Source organism: Acinetobacter sp. ANC 5600, from assembly GCF_002018395.1.
In the GTDB taxonomy this organism is placed as follows: Bacteria; Pseudomonadota; Gammaproteobacteria; order Pseudomonadales; family Moraxellaceae; genus Acinetobacter; species Acinetobacter amyesii.
In genome coordinates this window covers 489,689-511,637 of record NZ_MVKW01000001.1, presented here as the reverse complement: position 1 = coordinate 511,637, position 21,949 = coordinate 489,689, and the positions used below count along the sequence as shown (strand labels likewise).

21 protein-coding genes are annotated in these 21,949 nt (G+C 40.5%); 12 read left to right on the top strand and 9 right to left on the bottom strand.

Annotation, left to right across the window (positions count from 1 at the left end):
- Positions 1-4: 4 nt before the first annotated feature.
- The 3 genes from B1201_RS02590 to sdsA all read right to left on the bottom strand — a co-directional run bounded on the left by B1201_RS02590 (position 5) and on the right by sdsA (position 3,814).
- Positions 5-601, bottom strand: coding sequence for a phosphatase PAP2 family protein (locus B1201_RS02590; RefSeq protein ID WP_078192208.1), 597 nt, complete (start codon positions 599-601; stop codon positions 5-7).
- Between the two features lie 152 nt (positions 602-753).
- Entirely contained in the window at positions 754-2,805 is a 2,052-nt protein-coding gene (locus tag B1201_RS02585) for a site-specific recombinase (RefSeq protein WP_078192207.1), read from the bottom strand.
- 31 nt (positions 2,806-2,836) lie between these two features.
- Complete coding sequence (sdsA, locus tag B1201_RS02580; RefSeq protein ID WP_078192206.1) at positions 2,837-3,814, bottom strand: All-trans-nonaprenyl-diphosphate synthase; 978 nt, start codon at positions 3,812-3,814, stop codon at positions 2,837-2,839.
- A 460-nt stretch (positions 3,815-4,274) separates the two neighbouring features.
- Here sdsA and rplU point away from each other — a divergent pair, with 460 nt between their 5' ends.
- From rplU to B1201_RS02535, 9 genes are all read left to right on the top strand, one after another.
- On the top strand, positions 4,275-4,586 hold the full coding sequence (rplU, locus tag B1201_RS02575; protein ID WP_078191390.1) for a 50S ribosomal protein L21: 312 nt from the start codon (positions 4,275-4,277) through the stop codon (positions 4,584-4,586).
- A 19-nt stretch (positions 4,587-4,605) separates the two neighbouring features.
- A complete protein-coding gene (gene rpmA, locus B1201_RS02570) occupies positions 4,606-4,860 on the top strand; it encodes a 50S ribosomal protein L27 (protein ID WP_067764378.1) in 255 nt (84 codons plus the stop codon).
- Between the two features lie 180 nt (positions 4,861-5,040).
- On the top strand, positions 5,041-6,378 hold the full coding sequence (locus tag B1201_RS17225) for a YadA family autotransporter adhesin (RefSeq protein WP_078192205.1): 1,338 nt from the start codon (positions 5,041-5,043) through the stop codon (positions 6,376-6,378).
- Between the two features lie 232 nt (positions 6,379-6,610).
- On the top strand, positions 6,611-7,306 hold the full coding sequence (gene lolA / locus B1201_RS02560; protein WP_078192405.1) for an outer membrane lipoprotein chaperone LolA: 696 nt from the start codon (positions 6,611-6,613) through the stop codon (positions 7,304-7,306).
- Positions 7,307-7,467: 161 nt separating this feature from the next.
- Complete coding sequence (locus B1201_RS02555; protein ID WP_143221644.1) at positions 7,468-8,259, top strand: RsiV family protein; 792 nt, start codon at positions 7,468-7,470, stop codon at positions 8,257-8,259.
- 117 nt (positions 8,260-8,376) lie between these two features.
- A complete protein-coding gene (gene serS, locus B1201_RS02550; RefSeq protein ID WP_078192204.1) occupies positions 8,377-9,648 on the top strand; it encodes a serine--tRNA ligase in 1,272 nt (423 codons plus the stop codon).
- Between the two features lie 73 nt (positions 9,649-9,721).
- A complete protein-coding gene (gene cysG / locus B1201_RS02545; protein WP_078192203.1) occupies positions 9,722-11,122 on the top strand; it encodes a siroheme synthase CysG in 1,401 nt (466 codons plus the stop codon).
- A gap of 315 nt (positions 11,123-11,437) precedes the next feature.
- Entirely contained in the window at positions 11,438-11,917 is a 480-nt protein-coding gene (locus tag B1201_RS02540) for a tRNA (cytidine(34)-2'-O)-methyltransferase (RefSeq protein WP_078192202.1), read from the top strand.
- A 168-nt stretch (positions 11,918-12,085) separates the two neighbouring features.
- Entirely contained in the window at positions 12,086-12,586 is a 501-nt protein-coding gene (locus B1201_RS02535) for a hypothetical protein (RefSeq protein WP_078192201.1), read from the top strand.
- Positions 12,587-12,679: 93 nt separating this feature from the next.
- On the opposite strand, the gene B1201_RS16905 is transcribed toward B1201_RS02535, so the two are convergent.
- Together B1201_RS16905 and B1201_RS02520 are read right to left on the bottom strand one after the other, a co-directional pair.
- Positions 12,680-14,317 (bottom strand): PT dipeptide repeat lipoprotein, encoded by a 1,638-nt coding sequence (locus B1201_RS16905; protein WP_171263708.1) that lies wholly within the window; start codon positions 14,315-14,317, stop codon positions 12,680-12,682.
- Positions 14,318-14,387: 70 nt separating this feature from the next.
- Positions 14,388-14,783 carry a hypothetical protein gene (locus tag B1201_RS02520; RefSeq protein WP_078192198.1) on the bottom strand — a complete coding sequence of 132 codons (396 nt, stop codon included), beginning with the start codon at positions 14,781-14,783 and terminating at the stop codon, positions 14,388-14,390.
- Positions 14,784-14,935: 152 nt separating this feature from the next.
- Here B1201_RS02520 and B1201_RS02515 point away from each other — a divergent pair, with 152 nt between their 5' ends.
- The 3 genes from B1201_RS02515 to B1201_RS02505 all read left to right on the top strand — a co-directional run bounded on the left by B1201_RS02515 (position 14,936) and on the right by B1201_RS02505 (position 17,627).
- On the top strand, positions 14,936-16,132 hold the full coding sequence (locus tag B1201_RS02515; protein ID WP_171263718.1) for a cupin-like domain-containing protein: 1,197 nt from the start codon (positions 14,936-14,938) through the stop codon (positions 16,130-16,132).
- A gap of 66 nt (positions 16,133-16,198) precedes the next feature.
- Positions 16,199-17,011, top strand: coding sequence for a DUF6502 family protein (locus tag B1201_RS02510; RefSeq protein WP_078192403.1), 813 nt, complete (start codon positions 16,199-16,201; stop codon positions 17,009-17,011).
- Positions 16,989-17,627, top strand: a complete 639-nt coding sequence (locus B1201_RS02505) for a hypothetical protein (RefSeq protein ID WP_078192196.1) — start codon at positions 16,989-16,991, stop codon at positions 17,625-17,627. The genes B1201_RS02510 and B1201_RS02505 overlap by 23 nt, the downstream gene beginning before the upstream one ends.
- Positions 17,628-17,691: 64 nt before the next feature.
- Here the strand turns inward: B1201_RS02505 and B1201_RS02500 are convergent, their stop codons facing one another.
- The 4 genes from B1201_RS02500 to lipB form a co-directional block, all read right to left on the bottom strand.
- Entirely contained in the window at positions 17,692-19,089 is a 1,398-nt protein-coding gene (locus tag B1201_RS02500; RefSeq protein ID WP_078192195.1) for an APC family permease, read from the bottom strand.
- Positions 19,090-19,354: 265 nt separating this feature from the next.
- A complete protein-coding gene (locus B1201_RS02490) occupies positions 19,355-20,539 on the bottom strand; it encodes an iron-containing alcohol dehydrogenase (RefSeq protein WP_078192194.1) in 1,185 nt (394 codons plus the stop codon).
- Between the two features lie 3 nt (positions 20,540-20,542).
- Positions 20,543-21,076: a hypothetical protein gene (locus B1201_RS02485; protein ID WP_078192193.1), complete on the bottom strand. Its 534-nt coding sequence runs from the start codon at positions 21,074-21,076 to the stop codon at positions 20,543-20,545.
- Positions 21,077-21,151: 75 nt separating this feature from the next.
- Positions 21,152-21,811, bottom strand: coding sequence for a lipoyl(octanoyl) transferase LipB (lipB, locus tag B1201_RS02480; RefSeq protein ID WP_078192192.1), 660 nt, complete (start codon positions 21,809-21,811; stop codon positions 21,152-21,154).
- Positions 21,812-21,949 lie beyond the last annotated feature (138 nt).

The following is a 21,949-nucleotide window of genomic DNA, read 5'->3' as shown; positions in this document are numbered from 1 at the left end:
TTGTTTACGCTTTACTGATTTTGATGTAACTCAAATAAAGTAGCGCGATCCAAATAAAACTTATGCTCCAACCGGATAAGACATCTGTCGGAAAATGAACCCCAACATATACTCGCGAAACACCCATACACAGCATCCATAACAATGCCAAAATGGTGATCAAGCGATGTTGAGCATGTTGTCGGCAAATTAAGATCATCAGACACGCAAGCGATGCAGCATAACAACTATGCGCGCTTGGAAATGAACTCCCGTAAGATGCTACAAGATGGTACATTTCTGGGGGGCGTGGTCTGGTAAACGTAAATTTAAGCAACCATGCAAGGCCGATACTTCCAAAGATCCCTATACTGATAAAAACAATCTCTGTGTATTTTTTATACCACGCAAAGTGTAAACACCATAGCGTGGTGAAAAATAATACAAAAGGCATGCCGCCTAGCGCCGAAAGTCCGATGGCAATTTGATTAAAAACAGCAATACGGTGCTGACTCATCCATTCCACGATATTTAAATCTAATAGATTTAAATAGCTAGAATAAAGCGACAACACACTGATAATTAATGCAAAAAAACCAACAAACAGTAGCGTTCGTGGCATATTTTATTCCTTGTCATTTTAACCGGTTTGAGCTCGGTTAATTAATGGACTAAAGTGTACTCATCAGTACACTTTATTTCAAGTCTGTGTAAATCATACTGATTTTATTTTTTGTGTTCATTTACATCTTACTAAAATAAAACACAAATCTGCTAATGATTGTTCTTGCTGGCTTGTGTGCCATCTTCAACTTCAAGTGGGGTTTTCGGTGGCCAGAAAAAGTCACTTGGTCGCGTTAGAAAATGAGTCATCACCAGTTTAGCCAGTGGTTTCCATTGTTCAAATCTTACGCGACGTGCCCGTAGTGCCACAATAATGGTTAACGTGAAACTGACGAATAAGTTAGTCAGACCGATCAGAATAACCCCTAAGAATGACACAATGATTAAGCCAATGTCTGGTGAACCATTAATATTGATGAGGCCTTGAATGAAGTTGGCCGAGGCGAAGGCGATATGGCGAATATCTAAAGGTAAACCAAAAATAAATCCAATTGTTCCCATACTGCCCAGCATGATCCCGAATAAGAAGTTACCTGCTAAAGCACCTAAGTTTCGCTCAATGTAAGCGGCAAGCTTATCCAGTCTCTCTTGACCCATGATGCGTTTTAACTTTGGATGTGCTTGAATCCGTGGTCCAACTTTGCGATAGATCGCCATGTTGTCAAAGTATCCAGCAAGCAAACCTGATAAAAACAAACATACCCCAGCAATCGCAGCATGTGGCACAGCCAATGAGGTAAATGGATTGAGGTCGTGTAAGGTTTTAGCTGCTTTTGCATGATTCATTAATGGCTCATGTAAAGCCATGTCCCAACTTAATGCGATCAATGCTGCAACAGGAATCGCAATACTGATGTTGCCTAAGATTGCAATAAACTGGGTTCGAATGATGTTAATAATTAGCGCGGCAAGTTCGGCAATCTGCGCCATTTTCGAGCCTTTACGATGCTGAACCGTCGAGGCAAGGGCGGCAGCTGTCATCGCAGGCTGTTTAGTGGCAACAGTAAAATGTAAGACATGAATCAGCATAAAGCCGAAAGAGTAGTTCAGACTATATGAAATGGCTTGCATGAGCGGTGCCATGCTGACACGGGCCATCAGCACTTTTAAAGTTGCCATACATGCAATGATCACACCGGCACCTGCCGCAGATCGGTACATGCTCATAAAGCCTTGTTTGTCCGTACTTACATAGTGTTCGCCAGTTTTACTTGCGTTTTCGGTGACTTGTAGGGCAACCAATTCACTATTGGTGGCGAGCAAATCGCGCACACTGCGTTCGCTATAAATCGCTGACGTCACATCACTGAGTAAACTACCCATAGACACATAGCGGACATCATCTTCTTCAACAATCAGGTTGAGTAAGATTTCTAAGCGATCTAAACACTGTTCTAAAAGCGACAATAAGTAAGTCAGGCTGACACTTACACCAATTCGTTTGGTCGCACGCCGAATCTTCAGCACCACATCACGACATTGTTCCAGCATTACCAACGCTTGAGAAGCATCTGGCGGTAGCACAGCACTCATTTCTTCAGCACTTTGATGGAGCTTTTTATACTGCTGAATAAAATCATTTATTTCACGGTTTTGCACCAAAAAAGGTGATTCATATTCGGTCAGTTCAGGCTGTGCATTAATAAATTCAGGATATAAGCCAATACCACTTACCCGATAGGACAAAACGGTAATGGCTTTAATTAACTCACGGCGAATTTTCTTTTTTTCTTCCTGATTGCTATGACCTTGGTTAAACAATCGAAAGAGCTGCATCCATTGCTGATCATCAATACTGTCCAGCCAATATTTGTCGCTATGACGATAAAAAACTCGACGGACTAAATCTTGTAATTGAGTTTCGTCATTAATCAGGGGAAGAAAATGTGCGCCAAGACGTTGGAACAGTTGTCCCCAAAAACCATCGAGAGACAAAATACCCGTGTCCGCATATAAACTGGTTTGTTTATATCGGCTAATGAGTTTTAGGACAAAGCTTTGCAAGGTAGAGGCTGCATCTGGCGTGATGAGTAAAGCTTGGATGAAAGCCTGAAATTTTTTCTTAATTTCGTCGGTATTTTTTGTATCTTCTGGTCGAATTCGGTTGACCAATTCGATCAGCAAGTTTTCATCCAGCACAGCCCGAGGGGTATCGAGCTGTTGCTGCATGGTCAAAAAGATATCATTCAGTTTTATATGCATAGGCAAGGGGAATTACGATGAATATTGTTAATTATTGAATTCGGTGTAATGCCAAGTTTGCGAGGTTGATTAAAGCTTGACGATATTCAGTAACTGGTAGTGCTGCTAAAGCGGCAAGTGCTGCCTCAGTTTCTTCAGTCGCTCGTTGGCTACAATAATCAAGTGCCCCAGAGCTTTGTACAATCTGAATAACACGCTCTAAATCTGCCGTACCACCTGTGGCAATACTGCGGCGAATAATGTCATGTTCTTCGCCAGTGGTATTCTTTAAGGCAGAGATTAAAGGTAAAGTTGGTTTACCTTCCATCAAATCATCACCAATATTTTTACCTAATGTTTCAGCATCTGAGGTGTAATCTAAAATATCGTCAATAATTTGAAAGGCATTTCCAAAGTGTCCGGCAAATTTTCTAAGCGGTTCACGGTACTCTGGTGTACCTGTCAAAATCGCTGCACCTTCGGTAGCGAGCTCAAATAAACGTGATGTTTTGCCGTGAATAATATCTAAGTAGGTCTGTTCCGTGGTTTCTGGTTGATGCTGTGATTGAAGTTGTAAAACTTCACCTTCAGCAATTTCACAGGTACCCGTTGAAAAGTCTTTGAGTAATACTTTGCTGTCTAGATCCACCAATAAATCAAAAGCGCGAGAAATCAAAAAATCACCCACAAGTACGGCAGTTTGATTATTCCATGTCGCATTTGCTGTTGGGCGGCCACGGCGTAAACCCGATTCATCGACTACGTCGTCATGTACCAAGGTCGCGGTATGCAGCATTTCAATAATTGCTGCAAGTTTACGGTGTTTTTCTAAATCTTCTGCGCCACAAGCCTTTGCTGCAAGTAAGCACATAATGGGACGCATGCGTTTACCGCCTGCTTCAACCACATGTTTACTGACTGCCATGACCAAGGCAACTTTAGACGTGATCCCTTCATTAATAAATTTGTCCATCGCAGCAAAGTCAGTAGCAACAGGCGCGAGAATATCTTGCTTAAAGTCGATGGTCATATGAAGAGAAACCTCAATAATTTTTGAATTACAGACGTAGTGTAGCAATTTGTTATATGAATAACAGATAAGAACTTACTCAATTGACTTAATCTTAAGTGATTTTTTTCATCAAGCGGAAGTATTGTACTTATTTTTTAACAGACTTTTATCTTTAGCATGTTGTTTGAACAGCATGTTGTTGATGTCAGTCCAGTGTATATTAGCGAATTGTTGCTAAAAATCTATGTCAAACCTTGCCAAAAAACATGGTAAGTGAAATAGATCACTCATTTTAATACTTTTAATGACACTGTTTATATAATAAACGCATACTCATCTAATATTTTACGGAAATGACTTGTTGTTTTTCGGGTTATCCCTTAAAATCTTTGCCTTTGCGAAACCCCAGTGACGATCGTTTTAAGATCGGTATATCCCTTTACCGGCACGACAACACGGGCATGTTTGGAGTACTTAAATGTACGCAGTAATCCAAAGCGGTGGTAAACAACACCGTGTAGTTGAGGGTGAAACCCTTAAAGTAGAATTATTGAAAGCTGAAACTGGCTCAACTGTTACTTTTGATGACGTGTTGATGCTTGTTAACGGTGACAGCATTCAAATTGGTGCACCAGTAGTAGCTGGCGCTAAAGTAACTGCTGAAGTAGTTAGCCATGGTCGTCACGACAAAATCCGCATCATCAAAATGCGTCGTCGTAAACACTATCGTAAACAACAAGGTCACCGTCAATGGTTCACTGAGTTGAAAATTACAGCTATTTCAGGCTAATTACGAGGAGTAAGTAGACATGGCAACTAAAAAAGCCGGTGGTTCGACTAAAAACGGTCGTGACTCGAACCCAAAAATGTTGGGTGTTAAAATCTACGGCGGTCAATCTGTGACTGCTGGTAACATCATCGTTCGTCAACGTGGTACTGAATTCCACGCTGGTGTAAATGTAGGTATGGGCCGTGACCATACTTTATTTGCAACTGCTGACGGCGTTGTGAAATTCGAAGTGAAAGGCCAATTCGGTCGTCGCTACGTATCTGTTGAAGCGTAAGCTTTAATAGAAAAAAGACCCGCATTTTTGCGGGCTTTTTTTCGTCTGAAGAAAATGTGATGTATTTTTTAGATTGTTACAAATGATTTACAAATCAATAAATTCACCATAAATAGTGATTTAAATCACAAAAATAAAGAGCGTAATAGAGGAGTACAAATACAAAAAAAGGATAAGGACATGAATAAAATATTGAATACAGTTTTTATCGGTGCTGACTATCAGAAAAGGAATTGTCCTGATAAAAGCCAACAAATTGCATTTGAAAAGACACTAGGACTTGGTGAAATAACTTCAATCGCTATTAAAGCTGTACCAAAATTACTTGCTGTGAGTATTTTACTTTCTCTAGGTTCAATTGTATGGACTGGTGGGAGTGGTTCATCACATCATGGGCATACTTGTAATCGTTGCAATAGTGGTATTCCTGGTCCAGCAGGGCCAATGGGTCCTAAAGGTCCTGCTGGTGAAAAAGGTGATACTGGAGCAACAGGTGCTACTGGTAAAGATGGACTCAATGGCCGAGACGGCATCGATGGTAAGGATGGGTTGAACGGTCTGAATGGCAGTAATGGTCTAGATGGTGCAAGTGCTTATCAAGTTGCGGTGAACAATGGTTATGAAGGTAATGAAGACCAATGGCTAGAAAGTCTACGTGGTGCAGTTGGCGCACAAGGGCTAACAGGTGAAAATGGTTTCAGTGCGTATGAACTTGCGATAAAAAATGGATTTGTCGGTACTGAAGTTGAATGGTTGTTGAGCTTAAAAGGAACAGATCCGTACATTAAAATTCAATCAAACGTTGCCAATACAGCACCTAAACCAACTGCGAATGGACAAGATGCGATTGCAGTTGGTGCAGGTAATAAAGCTGATGGTAATCAGTCTATTGCCCTCGGTGTAAACAATACAGTCAGTGGTGATGGATCTGGTGCATTAGGTACCAATAATACAGTTACTGGTAATAATACCTATGTGGTTGGTAACAATATCAACACCTCTGCAAATAATGCTGTTGTACTTGGCAATGGTTCAAGCTCTGACCGCAATAATACGGTTTCCGTTGGCTCGGCTGGTGCAGAGCGGCAAATTATCCATGTGGCAGCTGGTACGGCAGACACCGATGCGGTAAACGTGAAACAAATGCGTCAAGCAGATCTAGAAGTGTTAAATAGTTCAAAAGCATATACAGATCAGCATGGGGCAAATGTACTCAACCAAGCCAATAGTTATACCAATCAACGTGTGAATAAATTGAACCATAATTTCAATAAATTTAAAGATAATGTTTACGGTGCTGTTGCTTCAAGTATTGCAATCGCCTCCTTACCTCAACCCACAGATGCTGGATATAACATGTTCAGTGTAGGTATGGGGACTTGGGAAGGTTCACAAGGCTATGCAGTTGGTTTCAGTGGAGTGACTGAAAGCAATAAATATGTGTATAAATTGGCTGCAAAAGGGAACTCTGAAGGTGACTTTGGCGCTGGTGCATCGATCGGTTGGCAATGGAAATAACTCAATATTGGATTATTAAAATTGCTAAATCATGGTTTAATTATTTGAAAGGCATTTGAGTCAAATTAAGTGCCTTTTTATTTTATATTTCTCCATCATGATGAATAAAAAACAGCAATTTGCATTAATAACCATACAAAACTTCTTATTTTCTCTAAATTTAGTCAATGAAAGTGGTTTAAGATGGAGCCATCTAACAAATTGCGTTGATGCAAATATAAAAGGTGAATCTATGATAATGCTTCGTAAAACCATCTGTACTATGGCATTAGGTGCAGCGACACTGGCACCGGTTATGAGTACGACAGTATTCGCGGCACCAGTTGCAGCGTCGGAGCAGCAGGCAACTGCCAATTTGGTGAAACAATTATCGGGTATTAAAAGTTTTACTGCTAACTTTCAGCAAACTACAAAAGTGACCAACCCGAAAGCTACTCAAAAGAAAGGTTTAAGTGCGCAGCATATGAACCAAACTTTTACTGGGGTCATGAAAGTTCAGCGTCCGGGTAAATTCTATTGGGAAACAACCAGCCCATCTAAGCAAACCATTGCGACTACAGGTAAAACAGTTTGGATTTATGACCCAGACCTACAACAAGCGGTACGCCAAAGCTTAGATGACCAAGTTGCGAATACACCTGCATTATTATTGTCAGGTAATACGGCTCAAATCATGAAGTCTTATCGTATTACACAGCCGAATAAGACCAAAACTTACTACACTTTATATCCAAAAAGTGATGATGGTGTGTTTCAAAGCTTAACTATTAGTTTTGGTGCGAAAAATGCGCCGACTTTAATGATTCTCCAAGACTCATTAGGTCAAACAACGCATGTACGTTTCAATAATGTGAAGGTGAATGCGTCTATTCCAGCATCAACCTTTAATTTTGTACCTCCAAAAGGTACGGACATTATTGATCAATAATTGTCATGAACGAAAAAAAGCAGACATCCGTCTGCTTTTTTTATGGAGAAATGTAAAGCAAGCAAGCTGAATATAAGAGAAATTTAGTAGTATGCTGATATTCACAGTTTGCTTAAATGAAGTGACTTGTGGTTTTGATTGTTGCTATAGGGAATTTTGGGATGAAAAAAAATCATATGAATAATATAGCTTGGGCTGTTTCAGCTGTGGTTTTAGTCGGGTCATTAACGGCCTGTCATCCTCGAAATGAACCTGTTGAAGGTGAAACGACGGAACAGAAGCTAGCGGTCGTCGCTGATGCGATTCCACTTATTCAATCTAAATCTGTCGAGATGCAATTACCAAAAGCACAGGCTTGCGATGCGGAAGGCTGTACCCAATATAGGATTCAAACAGTTGAAACCAATGTTGATTGGATTAATCAATATTTTACTGATCGGATTAAAAAAGCAGACCCGATTGCATTTTCAACTGAGCCGAATCAAAAAATCGATTTATCAGACAAGACGGATGCAGGCCTAAGTCAAAGTACCACTTCTGTTCGATATATTAGTCAGTGGGGACATATCGCAACTTTTGCAATCGAAAGCTATACCTACGCAGCGCATGCGGCTCATGGTATGTCCCATGTTGAATATGTCAATTTTGATTTAAAAGCCAAAAAACGTTTGGCTTTACAAGATGTCTTGGTCAAAGGTGCAGATGCGAAAGTGATTAGCGCACTTTTTGATGCCAACTATATGTGGTTAGATAGTCATGATATTGAACGTTCAAAACTTCAGTTAAGCGATAATTTTTATTATGGTGCGAACGGGATTGTATTTGCTTATCCACTGTATGAATTGGCGAGTTATGCGGAGGGCATGCCTGAGCTAAAACTTCCATATTTTACGGCTAAAGGACTATTTAAACCTGAATATTTACCAAGTTTGCCAAATTACGACACCAAATAAGACAATTTGAAGCAAGATTATTGGTCTAATAAGGGGCAGCTGTAAGCTCGGTCACTGTATTTTTGAGTGTTAAGAGCTTACACTATAGCCAGTTTTTTTCTTTATTTAAGATTGGCTATGATCGACCCGAAATTACTCAGAAATAATATTGAGGCTGTAAACTTAGCCTTAGCAAAACGTGGTGTTCAACTTAACGTAGCAGAGTGGGCAGACCTTGAAGCTCGCCGTAAGGAAATTCAGTCTAAAACTGAGTCGTTACAAGCTGAACGTAATGCTGGTGCAAAACAAGTTGGTCAAATTAAAAAAGCTGGCGGTGATGCATCTGAAATCATGGCACGTATGTCTGCTATTGGTGATGAAATTAAAGCCGCAGAAGTTGCACTTTCTGAGCTTCAGGCTGAACTTGAAGCCAAATCTTTATCGATTCCGAATTTACCTCATGAGTCTGTGCCAGAAGGTAAAGACGAAAACGACAATGTTGAAGTTTTAAAATGGGGTACACCACGTCAGTTTGATTTTGAGATCAAAGACCATACTGACTTGGGTGAAATGATGGGCGGTTTAGAATTTGAAACCGCAACCAAATTGACAGGTACTCGTTTTAGCGTACTCAAAGGCCCATTGGCGCGTTTACAGCGTGCAATTACCCAATTTATGTTAAATACGCATACCTTGGAAAATGGCTATACAGAAGCGTATGTACCTTATTTAGTTAATGCAGATTCTTTACGTGGTACAGGCCAATTGCCTAAATTTGAAGAGGATTTATTCAAACTTCAAGGCGAAAAAGAATACTACCTGATCCCGACTGCAGAAGTTCCTGTAACTAACTTCGTGCGTGATGAAATCATTGACCCAGAACGTTTGCCATTAAAATATGCAGCGCATACGCCATGTTTCCGTAGTGAAGCGGGTTCGTATGGCCGTGATACACGTGGTTTGATCCGTCAACACCAATTTGACAAAGTAGAAATGGTTCAGATTGTAAAACCTGAAACTTCGATGGATGCGTTGGAAGAATTAACGGGTCATGCCGAAGGTATTCTTCAAGCATTAGGCTTACCATACCGTAAAGTCGTTCTGTGTGGCGGAGACATGGGCTTTGGTGCAATCAAAACTTATGATTTAGAAGTTTGGGTGCCAAGTCAAAATACCTACCGTGAAATTTCATCTTGCTCATGCATGGGTGACTTCCAAGCACGTCGCATGAAAGCACGTTACCGTACTGACCAAAAGAAAACTGAGTTTGTACACACGCTAAATGGTTCAGGTTTGGCAGTTGGTCGTACTTTACTTGCCGTGATGGAAAACTATCAACGTGCAGACGGTTCAATTGAAATTCCAGCAGTACTTCGTCCATATATGGGCGGTGCTGAATTTATCGATTAATAGTCGATAAAGTGCATACATTTGTGCACAAAAATTGCTTAAGACAATCAGATTTAAACTATTGAGGTCGTGTGTGGATATCTTTCCAATCTCTTTGAAGTTGCAGCAGCAACCTTGTCTGATTGTTGGTGGTGGTCGAATTGCATATAGAAAGGCTGTGCTGCTTGCAAAAGCGGGCGCTCAGCTGACAGTTTGCTCACCCGAAATTGAAGATGATTTATTGACCTTGGTTAATAAAACCCAAGGTCAATATCTCAACTCGATTTATCACGAATCGGTTTATCGAGAAAATGCCATTGCGCTGCGTCAGTTTCGTTTAGTGATTGCAGCAACCAATGACAAAGCGGTCAATCAGGCGGTTTTTGAAGCCTGCGAAGCTGAAAATGTCTTGGTTAATAGTGTCGATGATCCGCCGCATTGCCGTTTTATGGTTCCTGCGATCATTGACCGTTCTCCACTAGTCATCTCCGTTGCATCCAATGGCACATCGCCAGTGCTTTCACGCCAAATCCGCACCCAGTTAGAAAGTTCAATTCCGCATGGCATGGGCAAACTGGCTGAGTTCTCAGGCCAATGGCGCGCAGCCGTTAAAGCCAAAATCGTCAATCCAGATGAACGCCGTATTTTTTGGGAAGACTTGTATGCAAGTCCACTGAAAGAACAGGTGTTTAACGACAATTTAGCTGAAGCTAATTGTTTGATTGAACAGGCATTATTGGAATGGAAACAGCCGAAAGGTGAGGTGTATTTGGTTGGGGCGGGGCCGGGTGATCCTGAACTGCTGACCTTAAAAGCACTGCGTTTAATGCAGCAAGCAGATGTGGTGATTTACGATCGTTTGGTTTCACAGCCAATTATGGACCTCTGCCGTCGTGATGCCGAAAAAATCTACGTAGGTAAAGCACGATCCAATCATGCTGTTCCGCAAGAAGGCATTAATGCCTTACTGGTAAAATACGCAAGTGAAGGCAAACGCGTCTGTCGCTTAAAAGGTGGAGATCCGTTCATCTTTGGCCGCGGCGGTGAAGAAATTCAGGAACTCTTTGCGGCAGGCGTTGCCTTCCAAGTCGTTCCGGGAATTACTGCTGCCTCTGGATGTTCGGCTTATGCAGGGATTCCTTTAACGCATCGAGATTATGCGCAAAGTGTACGCTTCTTGACAGGGCATCTCAAAGAAGGTTCACCTGAGCTACCTTGGAATGAGTTGGTTTATCAAAATCAAACGCTCGTGCTGTATATGGGCTTGGTCGGTCTAGAAAAAATTTGTGAGAAACTCATCGCGCACGGGCAGCGTCCAGACATGCCTGTCGCATTGGTTTCTAAAGGGACGACACCTGAACAAAAAGTCGTGGTCGGTACATTGGCAGATATTGCATCTAAAGTCAGTGAATACCAAATTCAGGCGCCTACATTGACCATTATTGGTGATGTGGTGAGTCTGCGTGAACAACTTCAATGGCATGAGCGAGGGTAAGCAACGCAACGCGTTGCCCGAGCGCAAGGCGAAGCCTATGCCTGAGCAAAGAGGATAAGCAGGCTGCTGAATTGTCCACGTGCAAGGTGAAGGCTATGCCAGAGCAAAGAGGATAAGCAAGTTATTGTATTGTCCAATTGCAAGGCGAAAGCTAAGTACAAAGGATATGAGTAAGTGGATTGTCCTCGTGTAAAGCGAAAGCTAAGCAACGTAGATAAGCAAGCGCTTGTAGTACCATCTAAACTTATGCTACAGCTATAGAAACTATAGCCTGAGCTTTAGCCATTATTTAACTAAAGAGTAGAGAAAAAAACTGTGATCCATGTTGTTTTATACGAGCCAGAAATTCCTGCAAATACAGGGAATATCATTCGTTTATGTGCCAATACTGGAGCGCAGTTGCATTTGGTCAAGCCATTAGGTTTTGAGCTGGATGATAAAAAACTTCGCCGCGCCGGTTTGGATTATCATGAATGGGCACACATGAAAGTGTGGGAAAACTTTGAAGAATGCCTTGCGGGCTTAAAAGCGCAAGGTATTGAGATGGATGCCATTTATCCATTAACCACCAAAGGTTTTGAAACACCGCATACCTCTGATTTAAACCGTCCTGTGGCGCTGTTGATGGGGCCAGAAACACGTGGTTTGCCGGAAGATGTCCGTATGATGTTCCCGAAAGAACATTGGATTCGCCTGCCGATGGCACCTAATTCACGCAGTTTAAACTTGTCCAATGCTACTGCTGTGATTTTATATGAAGCTTGGCGTCAGCAAGACTTTAAAGAATTGGTCTAAGTGTGATCTGTTCAAAAAGCCGCTCTATCGAGCGGTTTTTTATTAGGAGTGAACACAGTGAACCATTTACAGCAATGAAGTTTTGTAAAATAAGGGCTTAAAAACTTTAGCATCAATATAAAAATGTGTATAAGAACACTGTGAAGAAATAAAACGGGTACTTAAAACTTGAAATCTATAAATTTAAAAGCTTTTGGTGTCGTGATTGCGACCGGATTCATTTCATCAATGAGTTGGGCTAATCCAACCGTATCGAACACAACAGAACAGACACCAGTGACCGTCACTGCAACTACAGAAAATGTTCCAGTTGTACCGAAGGTTGAGGTGATCAAGCCTTTTACTAAGGCTGAAATCCAGCAGGGCATGCTGGAAATGCAGCAAAGACAAAATCAGCGTATTGAGGAATGGGGAAAAACACTAAAAGCCGACGATTTTGAACGTTCATGGTATGGTGGTCGTCAATTGAAAAAGTCCAAGCGTCAGGAAGTTTGCGGGATCTATCAGGGTTTAGTGAATGAAACCTATGCGTTAGCACAAAAAAATAAAGCAAGATTGAGTCAAGCGGATCAAAAACAAATATCAGACCGCAATCAATTTATTCAAAGCTTAGGTTATGAAAATAATATCGTTGATACCAAGATGGGTTTTAATTGCCGCTTAAAATAAGTGATTTTTATCACTGCTTTGATTTATGTGAATGATCCATGTCCTTGATGTCGAAACAACAAGGACATGGAAAAGCTCGAGATACCTCGTGAATTAATCAATTAAATTAAAGTCACTCAGTTCTGTTTGTAGATGTTTTGGATTATTTGCAAATAGAAGTTGACCACTGGTGTATAACCAACCCAATTGACCTTGCTGCTGAAGACGTTTCAGTAAGACGTCGTTAAATGTCGACGTTGCAAAGACAGTTTCACTAAAGACTTTAAACTCACCGACATTAGTGTTTTCACTGTCTTTCATAAACAGCATGCCGTTTTTGGTGGTTGAACTCATATCTAAAGCACGGCTGACTAAGCGGTAACCGTCTTTAGCTTGCTCATCGATCATCTCCTGTAATTTTATGCTGCGCTCTACACTATTGCTGCCGGTTGGGTAAGTTTTATAGCGATAGCTGTAAGTGCCATGGTGTGCGCTGCTATTTATACAGGTTGCAACTTTAGGACTATTTTGTTTGCCGTTCAGAATTTCAGGACGAAAACCTGTGTAATAGCTTTTGAATTGAATAATACGGCAGCCTTGGGCACCCAGTGTATTGAGCATAGTTTCCAGTTGCACTGGGTCTACGAGCGGGGAAACATAGCCGCTGTCGTAAGTATATGTCGCGGTATCATTTTCCTTCTTAATAAAATAATCTTTGAAATTCAGGGCATTGGTTGGTCTGACGCTATGCAGGTATTGATAGCCTGATTTACCTTTTTCATTTAACTGATTACGCCATGTAAAATATATGTCAGCGATAGAGGGTGCTGTACGGTCTGCCACAATATGATTGAAACGCGTATTTTCATTGGCAAGTTTCATGTAGCTATTAACATTACCATTGTCCAGGGTTTTAGTATCATAGCCAATTAACTTATAACCGCTTTGTCCCATTGTATTGAGCTGAGTTAAGAAGTTTACTGTGTCGGTGGTATTAATAAAATTCTCAGACTTAAAGTCCGCAGCTGTGATTTTGGTTTTCGGTTTTAAATTGGTGAAGAATTCATTGGAATTTTTTGTATAGCAGCGGCTGTCCTTGAGTGGGTCAGTAATTAGTCCGCGTTGCATGATGATATAGCTTGGATTTGAAATCGTCGCGTTAATCACGCAGAAAGAATGATTATTTAAAAAAGTTAAGACACGGTTGCTCGTCGCGCCACCTCTGACTGGTTGAAACTTAATGGCATGATATTCAAAGTTATTTAGTGTTGCAGCCGGCTGTATTTCACTTATAACCATGTCATGAAGTAATTGATAGCGTTTGGAAACAAATTCACCGCTGCAGGTTTTGCTTGAACTATTGTGTACCGCATATTTTAGTTCTTCGTTCACTGCACTGACTGAGTTTTCACTGGTTTTATGAATTGAAATTTGTGGTAAATCGCAATTATTGTTACCGAGGGCAGAATTCCCTTGAATCCATTCTCCTGTGAATTTATCCGCTACAGTTGTTGGTGTTGGTGTTGGTGTTGGTGTTGGTGTTGGTGTTGGTGTTGGTGTTGGTGTTGGTGTTGGTGTTGGTGTTGGTGTTGGTGTTGGTGTTGGCGTTGGCGTTGGTGTAGGTGTAGGTGTAGGTGTAGGTGTAGGTGTAGGTGTAGGTGTCGCGCCATCATCATTGGAGCTTGATCCACCACAGCCCACCAATGTCGTAAATACAGCAGCGATAATGCTGATTTTGTGATTATTATTCATGACTAGTGCTCAATAGAGTGAAGTTGTTATGTACGGCTGATGCAGTTGTATAAACTTTTAAAATCTAGATTTATTGCACAAGGTGTGACTCAATCCAGCCATTGCCATGTTCTGTAGTGACTTCGATCAAACCTGTTTTAGTCATGTTTCCCGCAAAAATAATGTCTGCATTTTTTGACAGTTTATTAATGACTTGGCTCGATTTATCGGCAGTTTGATAAAGCGGTAGATTATTAATTTTAGGTCTGAGTTGCTGTCCCATGCTGAAACCATTTGCAGCATAATTTGAGTTAGTCGTGGCCCGACTACCTGTCCATTCTTTTGCGGTATTCGATACTTCTTTAGATGTTTCATTAAATTGATTCAGCGTATTTCTTAAATCACGCATGGTATCGGCAAAACCTGCATATACCGGTATTGAAGCTAAAGACAGACTGCTAACAATGACTAAATGACGAATTTTCATGAACTTTCTCCTTTACTTTGTTATGTCATTCCGCGTGATATCTGACGGATTCATAACATTCGCGGTGTTTAAATAATTATAAAATGCGAAAATTTAGCATTTTTAAAATAGATCATTTATACTTCACTTGTAAAGAGGGTGGAGTGGTGAAAATGAATGTAGAAAGCCAGAGTGAACATCTAAAGCAAAGTAAAAATTGGTATCAGTCCTTACCGACGGAATGGCAAAATTGGTTGAATGAAAATATTGAAAATGGTTGCGATGTACAGAAAATAAGTCTAATTTTACAATCACATGGATTAAGCCCAAGGGAGGATCAATACTTATTTTCTGATGCAGACCAACTTTCAGAACAGCTGCAAAATGAACTTTTGGACTACAGTCTTGAGGGCTTAGAGACAGATGAAATTTTAGAAAAAATTAAGCAAAAAAATATTTCAAATCATTTGATCATTCAGTTTTTAAAGCGTGTAAACAATAACGTAATTTTTAAAAAACTGAAGCAAGTACAGCAACAGCAGAATAAACAGCGTTGGCTATTACAGGTGATGGGTCAATTGAATCAATTGAACGACCATATTCCATCCACAATCGATTGCATAGAAACACCTGATTTTGAAACATTTATAGAGCGGTATTATAGCCAGATGCGACCGGTCATTTTAAAAGGTGGGATACAACATTGGCCTGCACTGCATAAATGGAGTCCTGATTATTTTGCAGAGCATTTTGAAAATGAGTTGGTTGAAGTCCAGATGCATCGTGAGCAGCATCAAGATTTTGAAAAAAAATCGGTACAATTGAAACGTATTATTTTGATGCAAGATTTTGTCGCACAAATTAAAGCCACTAAGCACAGCAATGACATTTATTTAACTGCGAATAACGCCGCTCAAAATAAGCAGTTCATGCAAAAGATAAGTGAAGATCTAGGTGACTTCGCCAATGGTTATTGTCAAAAAGAGATCAAAGATCGACATTTTTTATGGTTTGGTCCTGCAGGCACATTTACGCCACTGCATTATGACTTGACCAATAACATGTTGGCACAAATCTATGGACGTAAGAAAGTGACTTTGATTCCTGCATGGCAAATGCCGTATATGTATAACGATCAGTGGGTATTTAGTGAAGTTACAGATTTAAAAAAGGCTAATTTTTCTCAATATCCATCGTTGAAAAAGGTCAGACCTATTGAGTGTACATTGAATCCGGGAGAAACATTATTTATACCGATTGGGTGGTGGCATAGCGTTGAAAGTTTGGATATATCGATCAGCGTGTCGTTTACGCACTTTAATGTAAAGAATGATTTTTTTACTGAATACCCTCAAGATCTCATCAGATAAAAATTGTGTAGTAGAAAGAATAATGCGAAAATTTCACTTATGCAGTCTAATTTTCATGGCAATTTAATGAGCAAACTTCTCACCAATGAGGCAGATCAAAATTTACAGCAAGTATTGGTGCTGATGAATGAGTTGAGCCAATGGTTGATACGATCAGGTGTTGGATATACTGAGTTTACTGCTGCATTGAAGCCTATATTTTTTCAACAAGCTTTACGTGAGTTAGAGCGTATCGATCAAAAACCCACGATTTCTGCGATCAGTTTACTTTCAGGCCTACACCGTAAAGACGTGACAGCTTATAAAGAAGTGATTTCTGAAGGTAAGGATTTGACCGAAGCGACTGTTTCAGAGCCGATTAGTGTGCCATCACGTGTGATTGGTTTATGGTTAGCAGAAGGTTGGGGGGATTCTTTACCATTTAGCAGTGAGTCAGAAAATAGCTTTGAAATGCTGGTGAAAAGAATTTCAACAGAACGTCATCCGCGTTCGGTACTCAATGAACTTGTTCGTTTGGAAATTGCCACTGAAAAAGATGGGCAGGTGTATTTACAACAGCGTCGTTTTATTCCAGATCCTTCACAATTAGAAGCACGCAAAATTTTAACGCGAAACGTTCAAGCGCATTTAGAAGCAGGTTTGCATAATTTATTGAATCCTGATGAAATGCCATACTTAGAACAAGCCATTTGTGCTGACGAATTAACAGAAGAATCGATTAATAAATTACATGAAATGAGCTTAGAGCTTTGGCAGAAATACTCACTACAACTTTTAAAACTTGCCGCGGAGCGTTGCGCAATGGATGACGGGAATCCTGAAGCAAATCGTGTATTTCGCTTTGGAGTTTATCAACATGATACGAAAATTAAACTTTAAGACTTTAACCCTTTGTGGCTTGATCAGCGTTTTAGCGGGTTGTGACATAGAGTTTTTTCGAAGTGGTGGGGTTACAATTGAAGGTACAGGTGATCCAATCATTGATATCGGTCATGCAGGGGATGGCCGCGGAACAATTATCTTGGGGACACGATATTTAGAGTTTTCAGCTTCCGTGCAGGATTCTTGTTATGGCGTGGAACGTAAATTAGCCTTCCTCAATCCATTTGATCGTCAGTCGATTGACACAAAAACGTATGTAGAAATACCTGCTGCCCAAGCGGATCTTAATTCGCAAAATGTTCAATTGATCTTAAAAAATACCAATAGCGTACCAGTCACCATTCATTTGCAATGTGATATGCCATTAACCATGCAATTATTCGAGCAGGTTAGACCATATTTTCCAAAACAAGTATGTGATACACCTATAGATATCAAACTCTATCCACAACAACAGCATATATTTGAAGCAGCTGTAAATTTAGAGACTGTTGAAGATGGTATATGGTCACACGGTGATGGAGCATCGGTTGAATTAAAAGGCAATACACCAGACAAGTGTGAAGAAATTTCAATTCAATTTCAGCAATCTAGAAAAGCCATACAACCTTAATTGGTATATTTAGAATAACAAAAAAGGCGCTTTAAGCGCCTTTTTTGTTTAGAGATAAACTTGATTAGAATTTATCATCAAATTCGTTATGTTGCGGTGCAGGGTGTTTAAAACCTTTAGTTTTATAACCAAGGTATAAAATACCGAACATTGCCCACCACAAACCATATTTCAATGCAGTTTCTTCAATTTCTAACCACATCGCAAAGATACTGATAAAGCCAAGCATTGGAATAACGACAAAGCTAAAAATATCTTTGGCTGTTTTTGTGCGGCCATCACGAAGTGCATAACGTGAAATCACAGATAAGTTCACGAAAGTAAAGGCTGTCAATGCACCAAAACTAATCATCGAAATGACAATATCAAGATTCATAAAGCCCGCAGTTAATGCAACCGCACCTACGATCATGATGTTGTACGATGGTGTGAAGTTTTTCGGACTAATATGACCAAAGATCTTCTTGTTAATTACGCCATCACGACCCATTACGTACATCAGACGTGATACACCGGCATGTGCAGAAATACCTGATGCCATTACTGTCACAATCGCAAAAGTTAAAACATAGGATTGGAACAGTGAGCCGCCGACGAGCATGAGTATCTCTGGCTGCGTTTCAGCAATATTCTTGAAATAGTTACCTGGCTCAGCAGGGAAGAACAGCTGCATGAAGTAGGTACTAATAATGAAGATAATCCCTGCGATTAAAGCAGTTAAGAAAATCGCTTTCGGCAGTGTTTTCTCAGTATCTTTGGTTTCTTCTGCCAATGAACTTAATGAGTCAAAACCAGTGAACGAGAAGCACAGTAATGTTGCACCTGTAATCAGCGCACCCACAGACGTCAGCTCATTCCAGAATGGCTCAAGGCTCCATAATTGATAGCGTTCTGCAGCAGAAATAGGGCCATCAGCATTGAAGCCCATTTGAAGCTTGCTGTAGACCATCCACGTGAAAATACCAATTACTAATAACTGCACAAGTACAATCAAGCTGTTAAAGTTAGCAACAAAACGCGCACCGCGTAAGTTAATTCCAGTCATGAATGCCGTTAGCACAATGACCCATACCCAGTGGTTTACTGTTGGAAATAGTGCTTCAAGGTAAATTACTGCAAGAATAATATTCACCATTGGAGATAATAGGTAGTCTAACCAAGAAGACCAACCCACCATGAAACCAACGTTCGGGTGAATAGATTTTTGGGCATAGGTATACGCAGAACCCGAAGAAGGGTAGCGACGGATCATATGACCATAACTAATCGAGGTAAACAGAATTGCAATAAGGGCAATAATGTAAGAAGTCGGCACGTGTCTATGACTTTCTTCAGATACTAAACCAAAAGTATCAAATAGAGTCATTGGTTGGATGTAAGCCAAACCAATAATAATAATGTGCCAGAGTCCAAGCGTTTTTTGCAGTTTAGCTGCCGATTGAGTCCCAGAGATATTTGTCAACGGCGTTATCCTCTTATCGTTGATCAAGGATCAGTCATGTTCTAAGGATCGTTTGAGACGAACGATCCCCCCTACGTTTTAAAACAAAAGTGCGCCAATCTACTCCAAATTGGTACATTTTGTCAGTAACTTTGAAATTATTTTTAGCAGAAATTATGCCAGTTTGATTAAAAAATAACTGATATTGCGTTCTGCAAGTGAAAAGCCCGATGTTTAAAAAAACATCAGGCTTAATTTTTCGCTATATTCGCTTATTTTTCAGCAATTACCAAGCTTTTTTTAGAATAGTTTTGAGGTCTTCTAAGCTGGCTTCTTTAGGATTATAAATAATAGATCCATCATTCAGTGCTTTCTCTGCCACTTCATCTAATTGAGCTTCAGTCACTTTACCTGTTTCACTCAAAGTACGTGGTAATTTGGTCAAACTAAACAAGCGGTCACGCATGGTTAAAAGCGTTGAAATGGCTTTTTCAGCGCGGAGGTTGGCCGGTGTTTGTGCATAAATATCAGGACCAGCCAGTGGTAATAGCAATTCAGCAATCTTATCGCCATTCACTTCTTTGTTGTATTCCAACACATACGGCAAGAATAAATTCATGCATAATCCATGGGGCAGGTGAGCAACAGCACCTAAAGCATGACCCAATGAGTGGACTAATCCAACCATCGAATTCGAAAATGCAATTCCTGCCATTGTAGAAGCTTGTGCAAGTTCTAAGCGCCCATGTGCATCGCTGGTATTATCTAATACACCAAATAAGCTATTGCTAATTTTCTTGATTGCGGCAGTTGCATAGGCATCTGAAATCGGGTTCGCCGCCATGCACGTATAGGCTTCAATGGCATGCGTCATCGCATCCATCGCTGTCATAGCCGTAAGATGAGGTGGCAAAGTTTGCGTCATACGTGGGTCAAGAATTGCTGCATGTGGCATCAAATAATTCGATGCAAAGGCCATTTTGACATTCTTTTCAGGGTCAGAAACTACAGCGACCATAGTCACTTCTGAACCTGTTCCCGAGGTTGTTGGAATCACAAAAAATGGTTTTAACGGTTTTGGTAAGTTGTGCGCACCTGAGTATTTCAGTAAGTCATCACCACCTTCAGATACCAAGATGTTGGTTGCTTTAGAGGTATCAATCACTGAACCGCCACCGACGGCAATAATGGCATCACATTGGTTGTCGCGGTAAAGTTGAGCCGCTTTACGTACGGTTTCTAGACTTGAGTCTGGCGGAACATCATCAAAAATATAGCCAATCACCGTCTCAGTACTTTCAAATGCCGCTTCAATCGGTGCAAGTAATTGATTACTGCGAACGCCTTTGTCAGTAATGATCATGGGGCGTTTAGCACCCAAAGTAGACAGTTCGAATGGAATGTGTTCTAAAGCAGCATGGCCAGCAATCACTTTTACAGGACAGAAAAATTCGTAATATGGTTTAGCCATGTGTTATGCGCTCCGTTTTAAATAAGACTGGGCTACTTTTAAATAAATATTTGCAGCACCGCTCAGTTTTTCTTTTAGGCTTAAATGTGTTGGATATTCTTTGACAGCCAATTCAGCCACCAATTTAGGTAAAATTAACGCTTCCATTTTGTTGAGACAACGCACCAGTCGGATGGCATAAGACAAATCACCATCGGCGATCATGCGGTCATTGGCAAAGGCTTGTGCGGTACTTTCTTGAAATGAGAAGACCAAAAAGGCATGATTCAAATGCTTAAACGTAATGGTTAAGTCAGGCTTTTGAGTGCCGGGTGTGAGGAGTTTGAGTTGATGGTCTTCCGTGACTTGCGCGACAAATGCAGCACTATTAAGAAAAACATTCATAGATAAAATAAAATTAACTGGAAATTTAGCAACTTCTTGTTTAATTTCTTCATCGACCTGGCTCGCCATGACCAGACCTCTGCCAATCACATCCATCATGAGTTTGACATAGGCCTGCTGGAGCGCGGGTTTAACGGATTTAGTTGCAATCACGTGTACATCCCTTATCTATAATTATTAATTTAGAGCTTTTACTCTAAATTATTTTATTTGAGAAAGCAAAGTCTTTTATAGTTGTTTGATTGTTACGTCTTTAAAGTAACCACTGTTTTTCAAAGTATCAATGATATCGACGCATAAGTTTTCAAATTTAGGGTAATCCTGTACTAAATCTTGTATACGAACCATTTCTAATCCAGCATAGCCACATGGATTAATGGTATGAAAACCAAATAGATCACAATCGATATTCAGTGCCAAACCGTGATAACTGCGGCCTTTACGAATTTTAAAACCGAGAGAACCAATTTTGCGTTCTGCAACATAAACACCCGGTGCATCAGGCTTGGCATAAGCGTCGATGCCGTACTTTTTCAGCAGTTCGATCATCAAGTTTTCTGCATAGGAAACCAGCGTACGCACGTTCCAACCTAAGCGATTTAAGTCAAACATGAAATAAGCGACCAACTGACCCGGTCCATGCCAAGTGACTTGTCCACCACGGTCTGTTTGTACCACAGGGATGTTACTTTGCACCAAAATATGTTCAGGTTTGCCAGCTTGCCCCTGAGTTAATACATCGGGATGTTGTAATATCCACAGCTCATCGGGTGAGTATTCATCTCGCTGTTCAGTGAGAGTTTTCATCTCTAAAAAGCGGTCTGCATAAGGGGTAAGGTGGTTATATTGACGAATGATTAATTCGGGTTTTTGAACAGTTTCAGTCACGCGTGTTGCGTCCTTTATGGTCAAACATAGAGTTTTATTATAATGAATTGGCAGAATAATGGGGGCGTTGAACGGTTTAAGTTATAATTTAATGCTCTATTTTCACATAAAAAAACACGCTCGAAAGCGTGTTTTTCA

Coding starts and splice junctions, on each gene's coding strand:
- B1201_RS02590 (WP_078192208.1), bottom strand. CDS start 601: ATGCCACGAACGCTACTGTTTGTTGGTTTTTTTGCATTAATTATCAGT.
- B1201_RS02585 (WP_078192207.1), bottom strand. CDS start 2,805: ATGCATATAAAACTGAATGATATCTTTTTGACCATGCAGCAACAGCTC.
- sdsA (WP_078192206.1), bottom strand. CDS start 3,814: ATGACCATCGACTTTAAGCAAGATATTCTCGCGCCTGTTGCTACTGAC.
- rplU (WP_078191390.1), top strand. CDS start 4,275: ATGTACGCAGTAATCCAAAGCGGTGGTAAACAACACCGTGTAGTTGAG.
- rpmA (WP_067764378.1), top strand. CDS start 4,606: ATGGCAACTAAAAAAGCCGGTGGTTCGACTAAAAACGGTCGTGACTCG.
- B1201_RS17225 (WP_078192205.1), top strand. CDS start 5,041: ATGAATAAAATATTGAATACAGTTTTTATCGGTGCTGACTATCAGAAA.
- lolA (WP_078192405.1), top strand. CDS start 6,611: ATGATAATGCTTCGTAAAACCATCTGTACTATGGCATTAGGTGCAGCG.
- B1201_RS02555 (WP_143221644.1), top strand. CDS start 7,468: ATGAAAAAAAATCATATGAATAATATAGCTTGGGCTGTTTCAGCTGTG.
- serS (WP_078192204.1), top strand. CDS start 8,377: ATGATCGACCCGAAATTACTCAGAAATAATATTGAGGCTGTAAACTTA.
- B1201_RS16905 (WP_171263708.1), bottom strand. CDS start 14,317: ATGAATAATAATCACAAAATCAGCATTATCGCTGCTGTATTTACGACA.
- B1201_RS02520 (WP_078192198.1), bottom strand. CDS start 14,783: ATGAAAATTCGTCATTTAGTCATTGTTAGCAGTCTGTCTTTAGCTTCA.
- B1201_RS02515 (WP_171263718.1), top strand. CDS start 14,936: ATGAATGTAGAAAGCCAGAGTGAACATCTAAAGCAAAGTAAAAATTGG.
- B1201_RS02510 (WP_078192403.1), top strand. CDS start 16,199: ATGAGCAAACTTCTCACCAATGAGGCAGATCAAAATTTACAGCAAGTA.
- B1201_RS02505 (WP_078192196.1), top strand. CDS start 16,989: ATGATACGAAAATTAAACTTTAAGACTTTAACCCTTTGTGGCTTGATC.
- B1201_RS02490 (WP_078192194.1), bottom strand. CDS start 20,539: ATGGCTAAACCATATTACGAATTTTTCTGTCCTGTAAAAGTGATTGCT.